This window comes from Streptomyces sp. DH10 (assembly GCF_029813805.1).
Lineage (GTDB): Bacteria > Actinomycetota > Actinomycetes > Streptomycetales > Streptomycetaceae > Streptomyces > Streptomyces coeruleofuscus.
Map to the genome: position 1 here is coordinate 40,524 of NZ_JARVKU010000024.1, position 20,859 is coordinate 61,382.

The 20,859-nt window shown below is 73.9% G+C and carries 12 protein-coding genes; 2 read left to right on the plus strand and 10 right to left on the minus strand.

Going from position 1 to position 20,859, the window contains the following annotated elements; genetic code table 11:
* The first annotated feature begins 13 nt into the window (after positions 1 to 13).
* The gene (locus tag QC385_RS35880) at positions 14 to 1,588 is read left to right on the plus strand and encodes a glycosyltransferase family 39 protein (protein ID WP_279545656.1); all 1,575 of its coding nucleotides are present in this window, start codon (positions 14 to 16) and stop codon (positions 1,586 to 1,588) included.
* Between the two features lie 61 nt (positions 1,589 to 1,649).
* Here the strand turns inward: QC385_RS35880 and QC385_RS35885 are convergent, their stop codons facing one another.
* A complete protein-coding gene (locus QC385_RS35885) occupies positions 1,650 to 2,138 on the minus strand; it encodes a MarR family winged helix-turn-helix transcriptional regulator (protein ID WP_279545568.1) in 489 nt (162 codons plus the stop codon).
* Between the two features lie 125 nt (positions 2,139 to 2,263).
* Here QC385_RS35885 and QC385_RS35890 point away from each other — a divergent pair, with 125 nt between their 5' ends.
* Positions 2,264 to 2,677: an organic hydroperoxide resistance protein gene (locus QC385_RS35890; RefSeq protein WP_020276254.1), complete on the plus strand. Its 414-nt coding sequence runs from the start codon at positions 2,264 to 2,266 to the stop codon at positions 2,675 to 2,677.
* 24 nt (positions 2,678 to 2,701) lie between these two features.
* On the opposite strand, the gene QC385_RS35895 is transcribed toward QC385_RS35890, so the two are convergent.
* The 9 genes from QC385_RS35895 to QC385_RS35935 all read right to left on the minus strand — a co-directional run bounded on the left by QC385_RS35895 (position 2,702) and on the right by QC385_RS35935 (position 20,852).
* Entirely contained in the window at positions 2,702 to 4,261 is a 1,560-nt protein-coding gene (locus QC385_RS35895; protein WP_279545569.1) for a hypothetical protein, read from the minus strand.
* A 129-nt stretch (positions 4,262 to 4,390) separates the two neighbouring features.
* Complete coding sequence (locus tag QC385_RS35900; RefSeq protein WP_279545570.1) at positions 4,391 to 6,196, minus strand: hypothetical protein; 1,806 nt, start codon at positions 6,194 to 6,196, stop codon at positions 4,391 to 4,393.
* On the minus strand, positions 6,193 to 8,433 hold the full coding sequence (locus QC385_RS35905) for a bifunctional glycosyltransferase/CDP-glycerol:glycerophosphate glycerophosphotransferase (RefSeq protein ID WP_279545571.1): 2,241 nt from the start codon (positions 8,431 to 8,433) through the stop codon (positions 6,193 to 6,195). The genes QC385_RS35900 and QC385_RS35905 overlap by 4 nt, the downstream gene beginning before the upstream one ends.
* A gap of 8 nt (positions 8,434 to 8,441) precedes the next feature.
* A complete protein-coding gene (locus QC385_RS35910) occupies positions 8,442 to 10,643 on the minus strand; it encodes a bifunctional glycosyltransferase/CDP-glycerol:glycerophosphate glycerophosphotransferase (protein WP_279545572.1) in 2,202 nt (733 codons plus the stop codon).
* A gap of 212 nt (positions 10,644 to 10,855) precedes the next feature.
* Positions 10,856 to 13,108, minus strand: a complete 2,253-nt coding sequence (locus QC385_RS35915; RefSeq protein ID WP_279545573.1) for a bifunctional glycosyltransferase/CDP-glycerol:glycerophosphate glycerophosphotransferase — start codon at positions 13,106 to 13,108, stop codon at positions 10,856 to 10,858.
* Positions 13,109 to 13,250: 142 nt separating this feature from the next.
* Entirely contained in the window at positions 13,251 to 14,111 is an 861-nt protein-coding gene (locus QC385_RS35920; RefSeq protein ID WP_279545574.1) for a carbohydrate ABC transporter permease, read from the minus strand.
* Entirely contained in the window at positions 14,108 to 15,454 is a 1,347-nt protein-coding gene (locus QC385_RS35925; RefSeq protein WP_279545575.1) for a carbohydrate ABC transporter permease, read from the minus strand. Before QC385_RS35925 ends, QC385_RS35920 begins: the two co-directional genes overlap by 4 nt.
* A 4-nt stretch (positions 15,455 to 15,458) precedes the next feature.
* Positions 15,459 to 16,862: an ABC transporter substrate-binding protein gene (locus QC385_RS35930; protein WP_279545576.1), complete on the minus strand. Its 1,404-nt coding sequence runs from the start codon at positions 16,860 to 16,862 to the stop codon at positions 15,459 to 15,461.
* A gap of 189 nt (positions 16,863 to 17,051) precedes the next feature.
* Complete coding sequence (locus QC385_RS35935) at positions 17,052 to 20,852, minus strand: FtsK/SpoIIIE domain-containing protein (RefSeq protein WP_279545577.1); 3,801 nt, start codon at positions 20,850 to 20,852, stop codon at positions 17,052 to 17,054.
* Positions 20,853 to 20,859 lie beyond the last annotated feature (7 nt).

Here is a 20,859-nt window from a genome sequence, read left to right on the forward strand (position 1 = left end):
CGTGGCGGTTCCCATGGCGGTGATGCTGGCGGTCGGGCTGTGGGGCCTGGACCGGGGCGGCATGTGGGGCGACGAGAGCGTCACTTTCCAGGTCGCGCAGCGCACGGTGCCGCAGATCTGGCGGCTGCTGCACGACGTGGACGCGGTGCACGGTCTGTACTACCTGCTCATGCACGCCGTCCTCGCGGTCCACCCGGACGAGGTCGTCCTGCGGCTGCCGTCGGTGTGCGCGGCGGCCGCCACCGCCGGCCTGGTCGCGGCCCTCGGCGTCCGGCTGTCCGGGCCACGGGTCGGCCTGTGGGCCGGTCTCCTCTACGCCATCACGCCGATGACCGGCCACTACGCCCAGGAGGGACGGTCGTACACGCTCGTCGCGGCGGGCGTGGCGGGGGCGACGCTGCTGCTTCTCCGGGCCGTGGAGGCGGTCACCGCACGGGCCTGGTGGCCGTACGGGACCGTCGTCGCCCTGACCTGTCTGCTGCACGAACTGGCGGTGCTGGCGCTGTGCGCGCACGCGGCGACGCTGGCCCTCATGCGGGTGCCGAGGAGGGCTTGGTCCGGCTGGGGGCGGGCGGCGGGAGCGGTCGTGCTGCTCCTGCTGCCGCTGGTGTGGGTGTCGCAGGGGCAGTCCGGGCAGGTGGCGTGGCTGGTGACGCCCGGGTGGGACGAGGCCGAGAGGCTGGTGCGGCACTTCTGTCCCGGGCCGGCCGGGGTGGTCTGCTGGGCGTCGCTGCTGCTGACGGCCGTCGGCCTCCGGACGCGGCGGCTCGCGGCGGTCGCGCTCCCGCTGCTGCTCGTGCCGCCGGGGATCCTGATGACTGTGTCGCAGGTGCGGCCGCTGTTCCACGGGCGGTACGTGCTCTACTCCCTGGCCGGGGCGTCCCTGCTGGTGGCCGCCGGGGCCGGGCGGGTGGCCGGAGTGCTGGGGCGGCTGCGGTTCGACGGGCGCCGGGTACGGGTCGGCGGTCGGCGGGTGCGCGCCCTGCTGGGCGTCACCGGCGTCCTCGCCCTCACGGTCACCTTCGTCCACCACCTCCCCGTCCACCGCCAGGACCGGTCCGCCGCACACCGCCCCGACAACCTCGCCGTCGTCTCCGCGCTCGCCCTGCGCCAGATGCGCCCCGGTGACCCGGTGCTGTTCGTGCCGTCGGTCGGGAGGCTCGCCGCGCTGGCCTACCCCAAGGGGTTCCGGCAGGTCCGGGACATCGCGCTGCGGGAGTCGGCCCCGCGGTCCGGAACCCTGTGGGGCCGCGAGGCGACCCCCGCGGAGCTCCGGCACCGGCTGGCCTCGGTGGACCGCGTCTGGACCGTCGCCGAGACGTACGCGCTGGACCCGCGCTGGTCTCCGCGCGACCCGGTCGAGCGCACGAAACTGGCCGTCCTGGCGGGGGAGTTCACGGTCCGGGAGGAACATGCCCGGGGCGGGGTGATCCTCCGCCTCCACGTGCGGAGGGCACCGGCGGACGCACCTGCCACCGACGAGCCGTCCACCGGGGTGGCGACCGCCGGTGAGCCGTTCGCCATGCGCCGTGGAAGTTCGGAGCGCCGGCCGTCGGTGGTTGATCGCGCAGTTCCCCGCGTCCCTTAGTGCCCGACGTGCCGGCCGCCGATGAGCCGCCCGGCGCGTCCACCGCGACCCCCCGCCTCCGCTACGACCGCTCGCCTGCCGGTGAACCGCCCGGCTGCTCCGTGAGGGCCGCCGCGTCCAGTGCCGTGGTGAGTTCGTCGACGCGGGCGCGCAGGGCGCGGATCTCGTCCGGGCCGAAGCCCGTCGAGGCGGCGATCCGGCGCGGTACCTGAAGCGCTCGCCGCCGCATCGCCACGCCCTCCTCGGTGAGCCGCACCTCCACCGACCGCTCGTCACGCGCACTGCGCTCCCGGCGCACGAGCCCTGCCGCCTCCAGCCGCTTGAGCAGCGGCGACAGCGTGCCGGAGTCCAGGCGCAGATGCTCTCCGAGCTTCTTTACGGGCAGCTCGTCGTGCTCCCAGAGCACCAGCATCACCAGGTACTGCGGGTAGGTGAGCCCGAGGTCCTTGAGGATCCCGCGATAGACGCCGTTGAAGGCGCGGGATGCCGCGTGCAGGGAGAAGCAGATCTGCTGGTCCAGGCGGAGCCAGTCGTCGTCCGGCGTGTTCATGCTTCCAGGATAGCTCGTGCCCACCATTCAATTGCGCACAACTTAATTGTGTGCTCTAATTCTGGGTGTCAGGCGGCCCGGAAGCGGGCCGCCGAACGTATGACGTGTGAGAGGGAAGGATTTCCATGGACGCGCTCTACACCGCTGTCGCCACCGCCACCCACGGCCGCGACGGCCGCGCCGTCAGCTCCGACGGCGTGCTGGACCTCGCGCTGGGAGTACCCCAGGCGATGGGCGGCAACGGCCAGGGCACCAACCCCGAGCAGCTCTTCGCCGCCGGGTACGCCGCCTGCTTCGGCAGCGCCCTCGGCCTCGTCGGCCGCCAGGCCAAGGTCGACGTCAGCGACGCCGCCGTGACCGCCGAGGTCTCCATAGGCAAGCAGGGTGAGGGCTTCGGGCTCGCCGTCATCCTCCGCGTGGAGCTCCCCGACAGCGTGGACGAGGCGACCGGCCGCAAGCTGGTCGAGCAGGCCCACCAGGTCTGCCCCTACTCCAACGCCACCCGCGGCAACATCGAGGTCGACCTCGTCATCGAGTAAGCGATCGAGTAAGCACCGGGCACGTCACCCCCCGACCCGCGCCAGCACCTCCCCCGTCCGTCTGCTCCACGCCACCACCACGGCCTCCTCGGGCACCGGGTGCCAGCGCGTCAGCAGCAGCCAGCGCACGTGATAGCGGCGGACGACGGCGGCCCGCTCGGCGCGGGTCGCGTCGGGGGCCAGGTAGGCGCGGACGTCGGCCGCCCGGCGTTCGCGTTCCCGTTCGTCCAGGGCGGGGTCGGGCCAGATGGGCGCGGCGAGGTTCGGCCCGTACCCGGCGATGGAGTGGCTGGCCAGATACCCGTCGGTGATCACCACCTCGCCCGGCCCGATGTGCCGCGCCGCCCAGTCGTACGACGGCCAGCGCGTCGGCTGCGTGAACCCCACCGGGTCGACCGAGCGCGGCACGACCGCCCCGGCGTGCACGGTGACGAACCCGACGCACGCCCCGGCCGCCGCCGCCCCGCCCAGCACCCTCCGGGCCCGCCGCCACGGCCGGGGCGCCGCCAGCTCCACCGCCAGCGCGAACTGGAGCGGCACCAGCACGGCCCACAGAGCCCGGGCGTACGTGTAGTGCCCGCTCACCCAGCCGTACGCCACCAGCAGGCACTGAAGCAGGAACATCAGCACCAGCGGGTCACGCACCGCCCCGCGGGCCCGCACCCACAGCGCGGGCAGGCCGAGCACAGCCAGCCAGGAGTTGGCGAGCATCCCCTCGTACAGCCGCCGGTGCATCGCGTCCATGCCGGTGTCGCCCACCAGCGACAGGACGTCGTAGTACGGCCACGACACGGCGACCGCCGCGCAGGACCCACCCGCGAGCGCCCAGCGCGCCACGACCGGCCGGCGCCACCCGCGCTGCCGCGACGCCACGATCGCCACCGCCCCGATGAGCGCCGAGGCCGCCGTGACGGGGTGGGTGAGCAGGATCAGCCCGTACAGGGCGCCGATCCCGGCGTACCCCCACCAGCCGCCGAGCCCGCTCGGGCCGACGAACCGCACGGACGGGGCGTCCTCACGCGCGCGCACGCAGGTCCAGGCCCACGCCCAGAACGTCAGCCCGATCGCGACCGCGGACGGATAGCCCAGGTTCGTCGTCATCGACATCAGCCCGAGGTAGCCGCTCCACAGGATCCGCGCGGTGCCCCACAGCAGCGTCATGAACAGCAGCGCCAGGACCGGCGCCCACGGGCGTGGGGAGAGGGCCCGGACGAAACGGCCGATCCCCGTCAGCAGCACCAGCAGGTGCACCGGCCCGGCGAGCTTCACCACCGCCCAGCCGGACAGCCCCGTCAGCCGTGCCAGGACGCCCTGGGCGACGGCGTACGGCCCGTAGTAGGGGCTGCCCTCGCCCGGCAGATCGGCCATGGTGTGGGCCGGATGCAGCAGATCGGCCTTGAGCCGCTCGACGACCGCCGCGTGCTGCCCGGCGTCGCAGCACAGCGGGACCCGCCAGAACGCCAGCGTCATCACCAGCCAGAACAGGGCGCCGAAGAACTGGTACGGGGTCGGGCGCCCCAGGCGGCCGCCGCGCAGCGCCGTCGCGCCGCGCACGGTCCGCCGGACGAGGACGTGGGCGCTCACAGGACTGCGGGAAAGGGGAGGGACTGGGGCATGCGCCGAATGTTCCCGCCCGTACCGGAGCCCTGACCGCGCGTCACTTCATCGGGTGAGGCGGCTACACCCACCTGCCGACAGGCCCACCTGCCGCCGTCAGTCGCACAGCGCCCGCTCCGCCGCGACCGGCCAGCGTGCGAACCGGAACTGCGTCCGCTCGAAGGCCCCCGTGAGGTTCCGCAGGAACCGCTCGGCGGTCAGCGGCGCGCGCACCGACTCCTTCAGCTCGGCCAGCTCGCCGCAGCCCAGCGCGGCCCGGGCCGCCTCGACCGCCTCCCGCGAGGCCCCGGCCCGCAGCAGGTCGCGCTGCGGCGGGTGCTCCAGCGCCCACTCCGCGAAGACCCAGTGGTTGCGCAGGAACTTCTCGTGCCCGGGCCAGCTCCAGCGCTCCAGCGCGAGGTGCGCGCCGACGGGACTGGCCAGCCCCCAGGCGTCGTTGACGTAGGCGTCGAGTGGCGCCGCGGCTCCCGTGACACCGAGATGACGTCCCACGATCACCACGTGGTACGGGGAGTCCTCCCGCATCGGCGTGGCGTGCAGCCGGCGTCCGGCGTCGAAGTACAGCAGCGTCGGCCGGGGCGCCCGAGCGGCCCGGGCCAGCATGCCGCGCCCCTCCGGCAGGGACGGCCAGTTGTCCACCCAGGTGGCGGTGCGCACCGGGTTGTGGTCGCCGAGGCCCTCCACGTCGGAGCTGCGCACGTTGAAGGAGCCGGGCGTGCTGCGTACGTCGAACGGTGTCCGCAGCGGGCTGACCGCGGCGCCCAGCCACATCAGCAGCAGCGCGCTCGCGACCCCCGTGAACCTGGTGGCGGGAACGACCAGGACCGGCAGGAGCAGCAGCAGGAGGGCGGGCAGGATCATGCGGGCGTGCATGTAGTCGCCGCCGACGCGGACGACGTACCCGGCCAGCAGCGCCCCCGCCACGAGCGGCGCGAGCAGCACCGCGAGCGAGGCCCGCCCCGGGGCGCGGTCTTGCCGTTCCCGGCGGACGCGCCGCACGAGGAGGACGGCCAGCGCGGCGAGCACGGGCACGACGGGCCACAGCCAGTAGGGCCCGAGTGTCTCCTGCACATAACCGGCGCCCCGGCCCCAGTCGCTGGCGCTGGCCTCCTTGGCGATGGCGGGCAGCGGCACCAGGATCCCGTAGTACCCGGCCCGGAACACCTCGTACGCCAGCGGCAGCGCCACCGCCGAGGCCAGCGTCGCCGCGGTGCCCCGCCGGGACGGTCGCAGCACCCACCACTGCGCCGCCAGGAAGCACACCGTGACCACCGCCAGATCGGGCCGGACCAGCGGCCCCAGCCCGAACACGAAGGCGGTGGCGCAGCTCGCCCGGGCCTCCTGACCACGCCGGGTGCCCGTCAGCAGCCACCACGACAGGCCGGTCCAGCAGGCGCCGAGGCCGCTCTCCAGGCCCGAGGTCATGTACGACCAGAACGGGGGCACGGCCAGCAGCACGAACACACCGGCCGGGAGAAGCAGCCCCGCGCCCCGGTGCAGCCGGCACGTGGCGATCAGGGCGAGCGCGAATCCGGCCGTACTCAGCAGCAGCCCCAGCCCGACGGCGAGGAACGCCGGGTCCTCGCCGGTGACCCAGGTGCCGAGCGCGAGCAGCCACTGCCACAGGGTGCCGGTCGAGCTCTCCGCCCGTTCCCCCACGTTGAACACGGGCCCGTTGCCCGCCAGGATCTGCCGGACCGGACGCAGATAGATCAGCCCGTCGTCGCAGATCCAGCGCCGCCGGTAGCCCAGCACGAACAGGGCCGCGGTCGGTACGGCGACCAGTGCCGCGTGCCACCAGTGCACCGGCCGCAGCCGTTCGACGGCGGCCGGGGGCCGTACCGAGGAGGCCCGCTGTCCGGGCAGGGAGGGAAGGGCCTCGGGGCCGGCGGGAGTTCTCATCGCTCGACCAGCGCCCCGGACCGGGCACGCAGCCCCGGGATCCGCCGGGCCGCGGGCAGCAGCGCACCGCCCCGCTCGCCCAGCATCAGCAGGCGTACCACGCGCTCGGCGGCCTGCCCGTCCTCGAACTCGCAGTACCGCTCCCGGAAGCCCGCCCGCAGCCGCGCGGACTCCGCGTCCTGCCAGGTGCCGGACGCGAAGAGCCAGGTCAGTTCCCGGTAGGAGCGCGACACGTGCCCGGGGGCGTCGGCCGTGATGTCGAAGTAGGCGCCCCGGCTCGCCGTGAACGCGCCCCAGTCGTCGGCGTGCACCACGACCGGCCGGTCGAGGAGGACGTAGTCGAACATCAGGGCGGAGTAGTCGGTGACCAGCGCGTCGGAGGCGAGCAGCACCTCCTCGACGTGCGGCTCGTCCGTCGCGTCCACCACCACGCCCCGCCGGTGCAGGTCGGCGAGGCCCAGGCCGCGCGCCACGCCTCCGGCCAGCGACGGGTGCAGACGGACGACGAGCGTGTGGCCGGGGCCGAGGTCCGCGGCGAACCGGGCCAGGTCGAACCGGTCCACGTGGCCGCCCCGCCGGTAGTCGCGGCGGGTCGGCGCGTACAGCACGGCCGTGTGGTCGGCGGGGATGCCGAGCCGCTCGCGCACGGCCAGGCCCCGCTCGGGGCCTGCGCCGACGAGCAGGTCGTTGCGCGGGCTGCCGGTCCGCAGCGAGGTGAAGTGACACGGGTACGCCCGCTCCCAGGCCCGCTCCGCGTGCCGCCCGGCGACCAGGCTGTAGTCCCAGCGGTCGGCGCGGCGCAGCATCTGCGGCACGTCGAAGCCGTGCCGGGCGCCCGGCTTGGTCAGCAGGTCCGCGCCCATGTACTTGAGCGGGGTGCCCTGGTGGGTGTGGATGTGGACGCTGCCGGGCCGCTTGGCCAGGGTGCCGGGCCAGTTGACGTTGTTCACCCAGTACGTGGCCCGCGCCATGACCTCGTGGTAGCGCCGCGAGCCCGGCGTGACGTGGTCGATGCCGGGCGGCAGCGCGTCCACCGCGTCTTCCCGGACCACCCACACGCCCCGGATGTGCGGGGTGAGCTCGCGCGCCTTGGCGTGGATCGCTGCCGGGTCGCCGGACACGCCCCGGTGGTGGGTCGCCGAGTAGACGGCGAGATGCGGATCGAGGGGCCGCTTCGACTGGGCCCGGTACCAGGTGCGCACGGCAGTCTCCGACGCCTTCCGCGCCACCCGCCGCTGCCCGCCCAGGACGGCCGCGCGCACGTCCCGCAGTCCCCGCACCGCCGCGTACGAGGCGTAGGGCGCCGACGCCACGAGCCGCATCTCGACCCCGCGCCAGCCGTCCGGCTCCGGGAAGCCGCCCTCGGGGAGGTGACGGCGGTGGAAGGAGCGGATCTCGCGGTAGAAGGCGCCCCGGTCCGCGGGCCGTACCCGGTCCTCCCGGGCCAGCACGAACAGCATGTGGTCCAGGGCCCGCTCCAGCAGCAGAGGCCGCGCCCAATCGAGGTCGGGGCGCTGCTCCAGGAAGGCGAACAGGCCCTCGTACTGCGGGAAGATGTCGAAGTGCCGGCGCCCGGGCGTCTTGGTGATGGCGCCCTGCCGGCGCTGCCGGTACTCCACCCCGATCCGGTCCAGGCAGGCGATCCGGTCCGCCAGCACCATCGACCGGTAGGTGACCGGCGCGTCCTCGTACAGCCCCGGCGCGTACTGAAGGCCGTGCTCCTGGAAGAAGGACCGGCGGTACGCCTTGTTCCAGGCGACCAGGAACAGGTTCAGGTACTGCGGGCTCTCCCGGATGCCGAAGGTGTCCGTGCCCGCCGCGGCCAGCAGGTCCGCCGCCTCGCTGCGCCCGCCCCGGCCCCACCAGTGGGTGCGCACGTGGTCGAAGACCAGGATGTCCGGGTCTCCCGTCACCTCCAGACGCGCGGCGACGGCCGCCAGCAGGCCCGGCGTGTAGTGGTCGTCGCTGTCGAGGAACAGGACGTAGTCGCCGGCAGCCTGTTCCAGGCCGGCGTTGCGGGCCCGGCCCAGGCCGACGTTCTCGGGCAGGTGCAGCACCCGCACCCGGGCGTCGCGGGCCGCGTACTCGTCGAGGATCGCACCGCTGCCGTCCGGCGAGCGGTCGTCCACGGCGATCACCTCGAAGTCGCCGTACGACTGGCCGAGTACCGAGTCGAGACACTCGCGCAGGAAGCCCTGCACCTTGTAGACGGGGACGATGATGCTGAAGCGGGGCACTTCTTCGGTCAGCTCCTTACGAGGGTGGCGGCGGCGGGGGCCGGGACGCGCTCCGCGAGCGGGATCACGGGCGGGAGCGACTCGGGCGGCTGACCCAGCAGCACCCGGCGTACGACGCGCTCGGCGGCCCGCCCGTCGTCGAACTGGCAGAAGCGCTCCCGGAACGCGGCGCGCAGCGCCGTGGCGGACTCGTCCGCCCAGCCGCCGTCGCGGAAGACGGCCGCCAGTTCCTCGGGGGTACGGGCGACCCGGCCGGGCGGGAACCGCATCAGGTCGAAGTAGACGCCCCGGACCTCCTGGTAGACCTCCCAGTCGTCGGCGTACACGACGATCGGCCGGTCCAGGTTGGCGTAGTCGAACATGATCGACGAGTAGTCGGTGATCAGCGCGTCGGCGGCCAGGCACACGTCCTCCGAGGAGCGGTGCCCGGTGACGTCGATGATCCGCCCGCCGCCCCGGCTCGACCCCTGGTCGTAGAAGTAGTGCGCGCGCAGCAGCACCACGTAGTCGTCGCCGATCGCCTCGCAGAACTCCGCCAGGTCCAGGCCCGACGCGAAGCCGGTGGCGTAGTCGCGGTGCGTGGGCGCGTAGAGCAGGGCCTTCTTGCCGTCGGGGACGCCCAGCTCCTTGCGGGCGCGGGCGACGTCCTCGGCGGACGCCGTGCAGTAGACGTCGTTGCGCGGATAGCCGTACTCGAGGGTCTCGTGGGCGCCGGGGAACGCCTTCTCCCACATCTCGGTGGAGTGGCGGTTGGAGGTGAGGTTGTAGTCCCAGCGGTCGACCCGGGCCAGCAGTCTGGCGAAGCTCCCGGTCGCCGCGGCCACCACGGGGTACGTCGCCTGGTCGGCGCCCATCTTCTTCAGCGGTGTGCCGTGCTGGGTCTGGAGATGCACGCTGCCGGGGCGTTTGACGACGGCGTCCGCGAAGTTGGCGTTGTTGACGAGGTACTTGGCGCGGGCCAGCACCTGCCAGTACTTCCGGCTGCCGATCACCGCGTACTCCACGTCCTTCGGCACGCTGTCCACCGCGTCGGGCTCCACCAGGAACACCGAGCGGATGTGCGGGGCGAGTTCGCGGGCCTTGGCGTGGATCGCGGCCGGGTTGCAGGCGTAGCCGCGGCCCCAGTACGCGCAGTACACGGCGAGGTTCTCGTCGAGGGGGAGGCGCAGGTCCGCGGCGTAGCGCAGGCGGGTGCGCAGTCCCCGGGGGCGCGGGAGCAGCGCGGCGGCCCGCGCGGCCCTCCGGTTGGCGGCGCGCAGGGTGCGGAACGCCGCGTACGACCCGGCCGCCAGCAGCCGGTGCTGGACGCCGAGGCTGCCGCCGGGCGGCTGGTAGCCCGCGGGGCGGTGCTGCCGGTAGAGCGCGCTCGCTCGGCGGAAGAAGGCGCGCCGCCCGGCCGGCAGCCGCCGGGGGTGGGCGGCCGTCTTCAGTACGGCGGCGAAGAGCTGCTCGAACAGCGGCCTCAGCCGGTCCGCCGGCAGCCCCTGCTCCACGGCCCGCGTCAGCACCAGCTCGGTCTGGTCGAGCAGTTCGGCGTGGTGTTCCCCGGGCAGGTTGAGACGGTTGCCCTGCCGGCGCAGCAGATGCCGGACGACGACCGCGCGCAGGGCCGCCACCCGCTCCGCCCGCAGGGCGACCAGACCGCCGAACCCGGTGTCGGTGAAGTGGTCCCCGGGGAAGGCGAGGCCCTGCTCGGTGAGGAAGCCCCGGCGGTAGGCCGCGCTCCACGCCGGCAGCGTCACGCCCGTCAGCCGCGGGGCACGGTCGGGGGAGAAGGCCCCGTCCGGCGTCCCGGCCAGCAGGGACGCGGCCGGGTTCGCCGGCTCGCCCTCCCACCAGGGGGTGCGCTCGTGCTCGAAGTACAGGACGTCGACGTCGCCGACCGCGCCCAGCCGGGCGTCCAGCGCCGCCAGCGCCCCCGTGACCAGGACGTCGTCTCCGTCGAGGAACAGCACATGGCCGCCGACCGCCGACCGCAGCCCGGTGTTGCGCGCCCCGGCCAGACCGGCCGACGGCGGCGAGTGCACCGGCGTCACCCGGGAGTCCCGCTCGGCGTACCCGGCGACGACGTCCGCCGCGGGTGAGTCGGGCGCGTCGCACACCGGGATCAGCTCGAAGTCGCCGAACGACTGGGCGAGGATCGAATCCAGCGCCTGGGACAGCCGGCCCGCGACCCCATGGGACGGGACGACGATGCTGAAGCGGGGCATTCTGCTCTTTCTGTCGAGGGGCGTGCGTTCTTCGGAGGCGGGGACCGCGTCAGGTGCGGCGAGAGGGCGTGCCGGGCGTCGCGGGGCAGGCGGGACTTCGCGGACACCCCCTGGGGCGTCCCGGTCTCCCGGACGGGCGCCAGGAGGGCGGCCGGCTCGGGGTCGGCCGCGACGGGCTGGAGGGCATACGGACTCCCACGTGAGAACCGGGGTCAGAGGCTGTCGGCGACGACGGCCGGCTGCGGCACCGTGGCGAGCGGCTCGCGCGCCAGCGAGGCCGCAGCCGACGGCACCGGCCGGCGCTCGTCGAGCGGCACGACCGGCGGCAGGTCCGACTCCCCGAGGACGACCCGGCGGACGACCCGCTCGGCGGCCCGGCCGTCGTCGTACGTGCAGAACCGCTCGCGGAACGCCGAGCGCAGCTGGGCCGACCGGGAGCCGCGCCAGTGACCGGTGGCGAAGATGTCGATCAGTTCGTCCTCGCCGCGCGCGACCGCGCCCGGCGGGAAGGAGCGCAGGTCGAAGTAGGTGCCGCGGGCCGCCTCGTACGCCTCCCAGTCGTCGGCGTGGATCACGATCGGCCGGTCCAGGCCGGCATAGTCGAACATCAGCGACGAGTAGTCCGTGACCAGGGCGTCCGAGGCCAGGCACAGGGATTCCACGCTCGGGTGGTCGCTGACGTCGACGACCCGGCCGCAGGTGCTGGTCAGCGGCGCGTCGTAGGCGTGGTGGGCGCGGGCCAGCACGAGGAAGCGCGGGCCCAGGCGGCGGACGATCCGCTGGAGGTCGAGGGTGTGGCGCTGGGAGCGCCGGTAGTCGCGGTGGGTCGGTGCGTAGAGGATCGCGACCGTGCCCTCCGGGATGCCGAGCGAGGCGCGCAGCCGGGCCACGTCCGCTTCGGTCGCCGTGCGGAACACGTCGTTGCGGGGGTAGCCGTACTCCAGCGTGGTGTAGCGGCCGGGGTGTACGCGTTCGTGGGTGAGGGTGGTGTGGCGGTTGGCGGACAGCACGTAGTCCCACTGGTCGACGCCCTTGAGCAGCCGGGCGAAGTCCCTGCCCCGGGCCGCCGCCGGGCGTTCCTGGAGGTCGAGGCCGATGTGCCCCAGCGGGGTGCCCTGCCCGGTCTGGATGAGGGTCTGGCCCCGGCGCTTGACCAGGCGGTGGTCGAACTCGGTGTTGCTGACCAGGTAGGCGGAGCGGGCCAGTGCCGTCCAGTAGGCGGCCGTGCCGGGGACGAGGCGGCGCGTACCCGGCGGGATGGTGTGGTGGTGCTCGGGACGGGCGATCCACGCCGTGCGGATGTGCGGCGCGAGATCGCGGAACGCGGACTCCAGCGCGCCCGGGTTGCAGCTGTGGCCGCGGCCGTCGTAGGCGGCGAAGACGGCCCGGTCGGCGCGCAGCGGGAGACAGTGCTGGACGCGGTAGTGGAGCCGGAGCGCGGCGGACCGCAGACCGCGCAGCAGCTTCCCGGTGGTCCGCGCGACGCCGCGGTGCAGGGCCGACACCAGCTGGAGCGTGCGGTAGGTGCGGTGCAGGCCGAAGCGGATCAGGGCGTGCTGCACCCGGGCGCGCAGGGGGACGGGGGCGCCCCGGGTGCGGTAGCGGCGGTAGTGGGCGCGGGCCCGGCGCATGAAGTCCGCGCGCGAACCGGGGGGCAGCCGGTCCCGCCGGGAGTACACGATCGCCAGGTGATGGACCATGCGCCGGAACAGCACCGGCCGCCAGCGGGCCAGCTCGGGGCGCTCCTCCAGAAACGCGAACAGCCGGTCGTACTGCTCGAAGACGTCGAAGTGCCGCTCGCTGGTGGTGCGCAGGATGCTGCCCTGCCGCCGCTGCCGGTAGTGCACGCAGACGCGGTCCAGGGTCGCGATCGAGTCCGCGGTCATCAGCACCGGGTAGGTCCACGGCGTGTCCTCGTAGTACCCGGGCGGGAAGGCGAACCCCTTCTCCTCGACGAACTCCCGCCGGTAGGCCTTGTTCCAGGCGACCATCAGCAGCCTCAGCAGACCGGGCCGGTCCTCCAGGCGGAACGGGGCCGGGCCCTGCTCGGTGAGCTGGAGGGCCGCCTGGTTGCGGATGGCCTCCCCCGTCCAGTAGGTGCGCGCGTAGTCGAAGACCAGGACGTCCGGATCGCCCGTCTCCTTCAGCCGGTCCGCGATCGAGCGCAGCGCATCGGGGGTGAGGGTGTCGTCGCTGTCGAGGAACAGCAGGTAGTCGCCGCTGGCGTGCGCCACTCCGGCGTTCCTCGCGAGGCCCAGGCCGACGTTCTCGGGCAGGTGGACGGGGTGGACGCGCGCGTCGCGGGCGGCGAACTCGTCGATGATCGCGCCGCACGCGTCCGGCGAGCAGTCGTCGACGACGATCAGTTCCAGATCGGGACAGGACTGGGAGAGCACCGATTCGAGGCACTCGTGCAGGTACGCCTGAACCTGGTACGCGGGGACAATGACACTGAACCTGGGCAAGAGGCCATCCATCGGTCGGCGCGGGCGTTCGGCCCGGGAACGGCCGGTGGGGTGAGTTGGTTACGGCGGCTACGGCATCCGGGGGAACGCGCAAGGGGCGGACCGTGACCGGTCCGCCCCTCCAACTGCCCTTCTCTGAACGCTACTTGACGGCTCCCGCCATCACGCCGGACACGAACTGCCGCTGGAACGCGAAGAAGACGGCCAGCGGGACCACCATCGAGATGAACGCGCCGGGTGCCAGCACGTCGATGTTGTTGCCGAACTGCCGTACCTGCGTCTGGAGTGCGACCGTGATCGGCTGGCTCCCGGAGTCCGAGAAGATCAGCGCGACCAGCAAGTCGTTCCACACCCACAGGAACTGGAAGATGCCGAGGGCCGCGATCGCCGGGGCGCCGAGCGGCATCACGACACGGAAGAACAGACGCAGTTCACCCGCCCCGTCCAGGCGTGCCGCCTCCAGCAGCTCTCTCGGGATCTCCGCGAAGAAGTTCCGCAGCAGGAACACCGCGAAGGGCAGGCCGAAGCCGACGTGGAAGAGCACCACGCCGATCACCGAGCCGAAGATGCCGAGGGAGCCGAAGAGTTCGGCGATCGGGATCAGCGCGACCTGCACCGGCACCACCAACAGGCCGACCACGCCCAGGAACCACCAGTCACGGCCGGGGAACTCCATCCAGGCGAAGGCGTAACCCGCCAGCGAGCCGATGATCACGACCAGCAGGGTCGCCGGCACGGTGATCCACACCGTGTTGACCAGGCTGCTGGTGATGTCCTCGTTCTCCAGCAGCTTGGCGTAGCTGTCGAACGTGAGCTGCGACGGCTCGGTGAACACCTTCCACCAGCCGCTCGCCGCGATGTCCTCCGGCGAGCGGAGACTGGACAGCAGCAGACCGATCGTCGGCACCAGCCAGAACAGGCCGACGACGATGAGCAACACCCTCACCAGCCCACCGCTGACGCCTTCGGCGAGCCGGGACCCCAGCGACTGCTTCGCCTTCATCGCCGCACCTCCCGCCTCAGCCGACGCACGTTGAACCACATCACCGGGATCACGAGCAGCAGCAGGAACACCGAGATGGCGCTGGCGATGCCCGGCTGGTCCTCGGAGAAGCCCTTGCGGTACAGCTCCAGGGCCAGGACGTTCGCGTCGTCCTGGGATGAGCCGGGGGCGATGATGAAGACCAGGTCGAAGACCTTCAGCACGTTGATCATCAGGGTGACGGTGACGACCGCGAGGACCGGCGCCAGCAACGGCACCGTGACCCGTCTGAACACCTGCCACTCACTCGCGCCGTCGACCCGGGCGGCCTCCAGCAGTTCACGCGGCACGCCCGCGAGCCCGGCCGCGATCAGCACCATCGCGAAGCCCGCCCACATCCAGATGTACGCGCCGATGATGGACGGGGTGACCAGGGACGGGCCGAGCCAGTCCAGGCCGTTGTACGGCTCCTTGAAGTTGCTGTCCGGGAGCCGGAGTTGGGCCCCGTCGGCCGAGGCCGGCAGCGTGAAGGTGCCGTCGTCGGCGGCCGTCGCCGACGCCACGACCCTGCCGTCCTTCACGGCCTCGATCTTCATGCCCGGATAGCCCAGCTCGGACGAGTCGACCCGGTTGAGCGTCCCCACGCCCTTGCCCCGCGTGAAGTCCTGCCAGGTCGTACCGGTGATCTTGTCCGGCTCGGGCTTCGCCGCCACGGCGGGCTTCGCGCCGTCCGGCATCAGGTCCGGCGCGACGCCCACCAGGGGCAGCGAGACGGTCTCGCCCGCGCGGACGGGCGACTTGGTGATGAAGGCGCCCCCGCCCGCCGGCTCCAGCGGCGACTGACGGCCCGGGTGGGCCTTCGGGAACGCCGACGACTGGGCGAAGGTGTCGTGCACGCCCACCCACACCGCGTTCGCGACGCCCTTGTCGGGGTCCTGGTCGTACACCAGGCGGAAGATGATGCCCGCCGCAAGCATCGAGATCGCCATCGGCATGAAGACGACCAGCTTGAAGGCCGTGCCCCAGCGCACCCGTTCGGTCAGCACCGCGAAGATCAGGCCGAGCGCCGTCGCGACCGTCGGCGCGAACACCACCCAGATGATGTTGTTCTTCAGCGCGGTGCGGATGCCCTCGTCGGTGAAGAGGGCCTTGTAGTTGTCGATCCCGGCGAAGCCGTCGCCGGACTGGTCGTAGAAGCTGCGGACCACCGAGTACCCGATCGGGTACACCACGAGCGCGCCGAGCAGGACGAGCGCGGGCAGCAGGAACAGCGCCGCGACCATCCTGCGGGTGCCGGTCACACTCTTGCGCGACTTGCCAACGGCAGGGGGCTTGACGCCCCCTGCCGCCGTGGCCGACGTCATGCCGTCAGCCTCCGTAGGCCGCGGCCGCTTCGGCCTCCAGCTTCTGCTGTGCCCCCGCGACGTCCTTCGGGTTCTTCAGGAAGTCCTGGAGGATCTTCCACTCGCCCTTGCCGGGCGTGCCGCCGAAGGCCTGCGGGGCCTGGTCGGACATGTCGAAGCGGAAGTCGTCACCGGCGTCGATGAGCGCCTTGGCGATCCTCTGCTGCACCGCGTTCGGGTACGCGGAGTTCGGCACGTTCTTGTTCGGCGAGAGGTAGCCGCCCAGCTTGGCCTGGATCTGGGCCGCGTCCGGCGAGGCGAGCCAGGTGGCCAGGGCCTGCGCCCCCTTCGAGTCCTGAAGGATCACGGCCGCGTCGCCGCCCGAGACCACCGGCCCGTTGTCACCGACCGCCGGGAACGGGAACACCTTCGCGTCCGTGCCGACCTTCATGGTCGTCGGGATGTTGACCTGCGCGAAGTCGCCCGCGGCGACCATGGCCGCCTTGGGCTGGTCCCCGCCGGTGAAGACCTGCGTGACGGAGGCCGGGAAGTCGGTCTGCAACGCCCCGGTCGCGATGTAGTCGGTCTTGCCCCAGACCTGCGCGAGCGTGGTCAGCGCGTCCTTCACGGACGGGTCCGTCCACTTGATCTCGTGCTTGGCCAGCTGGTCGTACTTCTCCGGCCCGGCCTGGGAGAGGTAGACGTTCTCGAACCAGTCGGTCAGCGTCCAGCCCTCGGCGCCGCCGACGGAGAACGGGGTGACGCCGGAGTCGTAGACCGTCTGTGCCGTCTTCAGCAGATCCGGCCAGGTCTCGGGCTCACTCGCCCCGGCGTTCTCGAAGACCTGGTTGTTGTACCAGATCAGGGACTTGTTGGCGGCCTTGTAGTAGACGCCGTACTGCTTGCCGCCCACCTTGCCGATGTCCTGCCAGCCCTGCGAGTAGTTCTCGCCGAGCTCCTTCTGCGCCTCCGTACCGATGGGCTTGGCCCAGCCCCGGTCGACGGCCTGCTTGATGGCGCCCGGCTGCGGCAGCATCGCGATGTCCGGCGGCTGCCCGCCGGCCACCTTCGAGCCGATGAAGTTGATGATCGGGTCCTGGGCGGGCACGAACGTGACCTTGGCGCCCGTGCGCTTCTCGAACTCCGCCAGGACCTTCTTGAAGTTGGCCTGCTCGGCGCCGGTCCACACGGCGGCGATCTCCAGGCTCGTCCCGTCCAGCTTCGGAAGAGTGACGTTGTTGGCGGTCTCCTCGGTGTTGCCCTCGGTTCCACTGTCTCCGTCGTCGGCGCCTCCGCAGGCGGTGAGCGAGAGCGCGAGCGCTCCCGCGGCGACGGCTGCCGCGGCCTTGGCGGCTCTGCGGTGGTGGGGGGTCGCCTGGTCCGGCTTCGGCGACCAGCGTTTCCGGATGGTGCTGCTCGTCATGCGCATGACTGCCCCGTTCTTCGTTCCATCGTCGAACGTCGAGCGCGCTCCCGTGCGATCTGGTCTACGCCCGGGTGTGCTGGGGCGGCAAGATGGCGTCGGCTGTCAAGCGGGGGATCGTGACCCCCTCGTGACCAGGGGCTCGTCCCTGATCAACGGACGGGGTCGGCATCCAGCCAGTGCCACGGACGAGTGCTACAGAAGTGACGGCACCTGCGCCGCCGCGACCTCCCGCGCCGCCCTTTCCAGCGCGCTGGCCAACAGTGCCAGGTCGGTCGGGCCGTTTCCGAGTTCCCGCACCGGACGCCGGGCCGGAGGGTCACCCATGCGGTGCCATTCCAGGGGTACGACGGTGGGCCGGAGCGTCGCCGTCCGGGGGATGCGGCCGGTGACACGCCCACCCTGGAACGGCGTGATCCGTCCGTCCGCGCAGGCGAGGCGGCCACGGCCCGGAGCGGGCTCGTCCGGGCCCGGCGCCGGGGCGTCGAGGGTGACGCGGAGCGTGGCCCGGCGCGCCGGTTCCGTCTCCGCCGTACGGGCGCACGGGCCGGTGGCCGCCACCAGGTGGACGCCCAGCCGCTCGCCCTCCCGGGCCACGGCCTCCAGCGCGCGCATCACCGATCCGGCCGCGGGCCGTCCGGTCGAGCCGAGGGCGGGGGAGACCAGCGCGTCCAGGTCGTCGACGACCACGACGAGCCGGGGCAGCGGCGGCGCCGCCTCCGTCTGCCGCCGGGCCGCTCGGGGCCGCAGCCGCATCGTCGAACTGGGCGGGGAGTCGAGATCCCCGGCCCCGGCGGCGGTCCCCGCACCGGCCCCGTCCTGGGCGCCGCCCCGGGCCGTCGCCGTGCGCTGGGCGACCATACGGCCCGACAGCTCGCGCCCGGTGTGCCACTCGGCGAAGTCGGACCGCCCCAGCAGCTCGGCGCGCCGCTTCAGCTCGGCGCTCAGGGACTGCGCGAACTCGCGCATCCGGACCGGGTCGTGGGCCGTGAGGTACGTGGTGACATGCGGGACGTCCGTACACACGCGCAGTCCCTCGCCGGCCCCGCCGCCCGCACCCGGGCCACCCCGGCCGTCGACCAGCACGATGCCCAGCCGGTCGGGCCGCTCCGCGGCGGCCAGGGACGCGACGACCGCCCGCAGCAGCTCCGTACGGCCGCTGCCCGGCGAGCCCTCGATCAGCAGATGCGGTCCCTGGGCCGCGAGGTCCGCGCAGACCGGGCCGCGCGGCCCGGCGCCCAGCACCGCGCGCACCCGCCCGCCCAGCGCCTCGGTGTCGTCGGCCGCGTCCGCCCAGCGCGCCATGAGCGACGCCGGGGTGGCCCGGGCCAGGCCCAGCTCGTCCAGCAGCCGGGCCGCCTGGGGCAGGGGCGCGGAGACGCGCGGCTGCCGCTCGCTCGTCGCGCCGTCCGTACGCAGCGGCGCCAGCGCCCGCGCGAACCGCTCGGCCCACGCGGGGGAGACGGCGTCGACGGTGGCGATGGTGCCGTGGCCCACGGGCCCGACCGGTCCGGCGGCGCCACCGACCCGGGCCACGCGCATCAGCCGCAACGCCGTCGCCACGTCCCCGCTGAGCAGCGCGATCGCACCGCACTGCCGGAACGTCGGCGACACCGCGCAGGCCGCTTCGTAGGTCTCCGTCACGGGCGAGGCGGGGGATGAGGCCGCCGTCTCGGCCAGGCAGACGACGTGGATCCCGGCCCGGGGGCCTTCCAGCGCCAGCCGCGCCACGGCCTCACGCAGGTCGGCTCCGCCGGGGTCGCCGTCCACGACGAGGACGGTGTAGGGGCCCGGGAAGTCCGGGTCCGGGTCGGGGAGGGGAGTGTCGTCCCGGGCCCAGGAGGGGCGGCGGGGCACGGGAGGGGCGGTGCCGGTCGCCGGGCTGTCGCCGCCCTGGGCGTCGGGGCCCGGCGCGTTGCCGCTCGGGCCGTCGGTCCCCTGGGCTCTGGTGAAACGCACGTTGCCCAGCAGGCCGGCGGCCCCTGCGGTGCCGACTCCCGCGTCCGCCAGCTGGTCCTCCAGGCGGCGGAGGAGCTCATCCGTGCGGGCGGCGGCCTGTTCCCGGTCGTAGGCGAGCAGCAGGCGGCAGTCCTGCCCGTGCCCCGGGCGGACATGCGGCAGCCAGCCCAGCCAGCCCCACTCGGCGGTGCGCTCCTCCAGGGGACGGGAGCGGTCCGCGGCGATCAGGACGATCTCCAGGGTGTCGGGGGAGTGCAGCGCGGTGAGCTGCGCCAGCACGGCACGGGCCAGCCCGGCGAGCCGCGCCCGGGGCCCGGCCAGCCCCAGTGCGCCGACCTCGCGCAACCCGGAGGTCACCGGCACGGCGGGCAGCAGACCCGAGCCGTCCGGCGCCGCACGGTCGGCGGTGCCCAGGCGTACCGCGAGCGCCTCCGGGTGGCCCGGGCCGCGCTCCCACAGCCGGGGCCCCGGCCCCAGCGCCGTCAGCAGCAGCGTGGCCGGATCCGGCCAGGTCTCCGGCACCGCCGGCCCGACGACGGAGCGCTCCACCGTGACTTCGGCCGGCTCGTCCTCGTACGTCCCGCCCGCTTCCGGCCCCTGCTCGCCACGCCCTCCGGCCAACCGCCGCGCCCACGCCCCGAGGCCACGCCTGCGCGTCCCCGGCGGAACATCGGTGCCCCGGAGGGGAGTGCCCTTGCGCCCGCGACCGGACCGCTCGTCCGTGGCGTCTGCCGGGGAGACCGGGCCGGCGCCGACAGGAGCCGTCGGGTGGGGGGCCGCCTGGTCCCCGGTCCGGGCATGAGGGACTGCGCCGTCCGCCGTTCCGGCGCCCTGGCCGGAACCGTCCGCCCGCCCGTCACCGAACGCCCCGGCCCCGGAGCGTCCCGCGTGGGTGTCCCCGGCACCGAGCCCGCCCTGCGTCGCACCGCGCTGCCGGGGAGCCCGGACGAATGGCCCCGACTCTTCCCGGTCGCGGTCGACGCCCGGCCCCTGCTCACCGGCAGCGGCCCGGGACCCGTCCTGCGCGGCCCCCGGCCCACCCCCGGAAGTCGGCCACGAAGCCTCCGCGGCCGCTCCCGCACCCCTGCTCTCGACCCGAGGCGCCCCACCCTGCCCCGGCACCACCGCGGAGTCCCCGGAGCCGTGCCCCGCGGTGCCCGGCGCACCCCAGGCCGCCGAGCCGTAAGCGTGACGGGTCGGCCCGGATGGAACGGCGGGCCCGGAAGGAACAGCGGGACCGGAAGCACTGAAAGGGCCGTAAGGCCCGGCAGGCCCGGCAGGCCCGGCAGATACGGAAGTCCCGGCAGCCCCCTGAGCACCGACAGGCCCGGCAGCGATCGGGTCCGACGCGCGCGCGTCCGCCCCCGAGGCGCCGGCAGGACCGGGCACGCGCACGTGCCCCTCCCCGTCCGGCGTCGTGTCCACCCGGCCCCCCGGCCCCCCGGCGGGAGCCAGCCGCAGCGCCGATTCACCGATCCGCAGCAGCGCCCCCGGAGCGAAACGGACCGCCCGGCCGCCCACCCGCGCGCCGTCCAGCGTCGTGCCGTTCGTGGAGTCGAGGTCGGCGACCGAGACGCGGCCGTCGGCGCTCACCGTCACCGCGCAGTGCAGCCGGGAGACGTCCGGGTCGTCGAGCGGTACGTCGGCGTCGGCGGAGCGGCCGATGCGGATCTCGCCGCCGTGCAGGAGGTGGACGCCGCCGGCGTCGGGGCCGGCGACCACCTGGAGCTGGGCCGGGGCGTCGTCCAGCTCGGGATGCGGCTCCGGCTCGCCCGGCGCGCCCACGGACAGCACGGCGCCGTCGGTCAGCGGGGGCTCGCCGAGCGTGCAGCGCTGGGCGTCGAGCCGCTGTTCCCCGGCGTACAGCACCGGGGAGCCCGAGCCGTCACCGCCGAGGACCACCTGGGCGAGCGCCGAGGACACCGCCGCGAGCGCCGTCCCGGCGGGCGCGGTGACCAGCACGTCGCAGCGCGCGGCGCGGTCCCGGGCCGGAGCCGCCAGGCCCAGCGGGTCTACGACGGTCAGCCGGATCTGCATCGCCGTC

What these genes read in the sequence shown, in the direction of transcription:
- QC385_RS35880 (WP_279545656.1), top strand. Translation starts at nt 14, where the DNA reads ATGGCGGTGATGCTGGCGGTCGGGCTGTGGGGCCTGGACCGGGGCGGC.
- QC385_RS35885 (WP_279545568.1), bottom strand. Translation starts at nt 2,138, where the DNA reads ATGAACACGCCGGACGACGACTGGCTCCGCCTGGACCAGCAGATCTGC.
- QC385_RS35890 (WP_020276254.1), top strand. Translation starts at nt 2,264, where the DNA reads ATGGACGCGCTCTACACCGCTGTCGCCACCGCCACCCACGGCCGCGAC.
- QC385_RS35900 (WP_279545570.1), bottom strand. Translation starts at nt 6,196, where the DNA reads ATGAGAACTCCCGCCGGCCCCGAGGCCCTTCCCTCCCTGCCCGGACAG.
- QC385_RS35910 (WP_279545572.1), bottom strand. Translation starts at nt 10,643, where the DNA reads ATGCCCCGCTTCAGCATCGTCGTCCCGTCCCATGGGGTCGCGGGCCGG.
- QC385_RS35920 (WP_279545574.1), bottom strand. Translation starts at nt 14,111, where the DNA reads ATGAAGGCGAAGCAGTCGCTGGGGTCCCGGCTCGCCGAAGGCGTCAGC.
- QC385_RS35925 (WP_279545575.1), bottom strand. Translation starts at nt 15,454, where the DNA reads ATGACGTCGGCCACGGCGGCAGGGGGCGTCAAGCCCCCTGCCGTTGGC.
- QC385_RS35930 (WP_279545576.1), bottom strand. Translation starts at nt 16,862, where the DNA reads ATGCGCATGACGAGCAGCACCATCCGGAAACGCTGGTCGCCGAAGCCG.
- QC385_RS35935 (WP_279545577.1), bottom strand. Translation starts at nt 20,852, where the DNA reads ATGCAGATCCGGCTGACCGTCGTAGACCCGCTGGGCCTGGCGGCTCCG.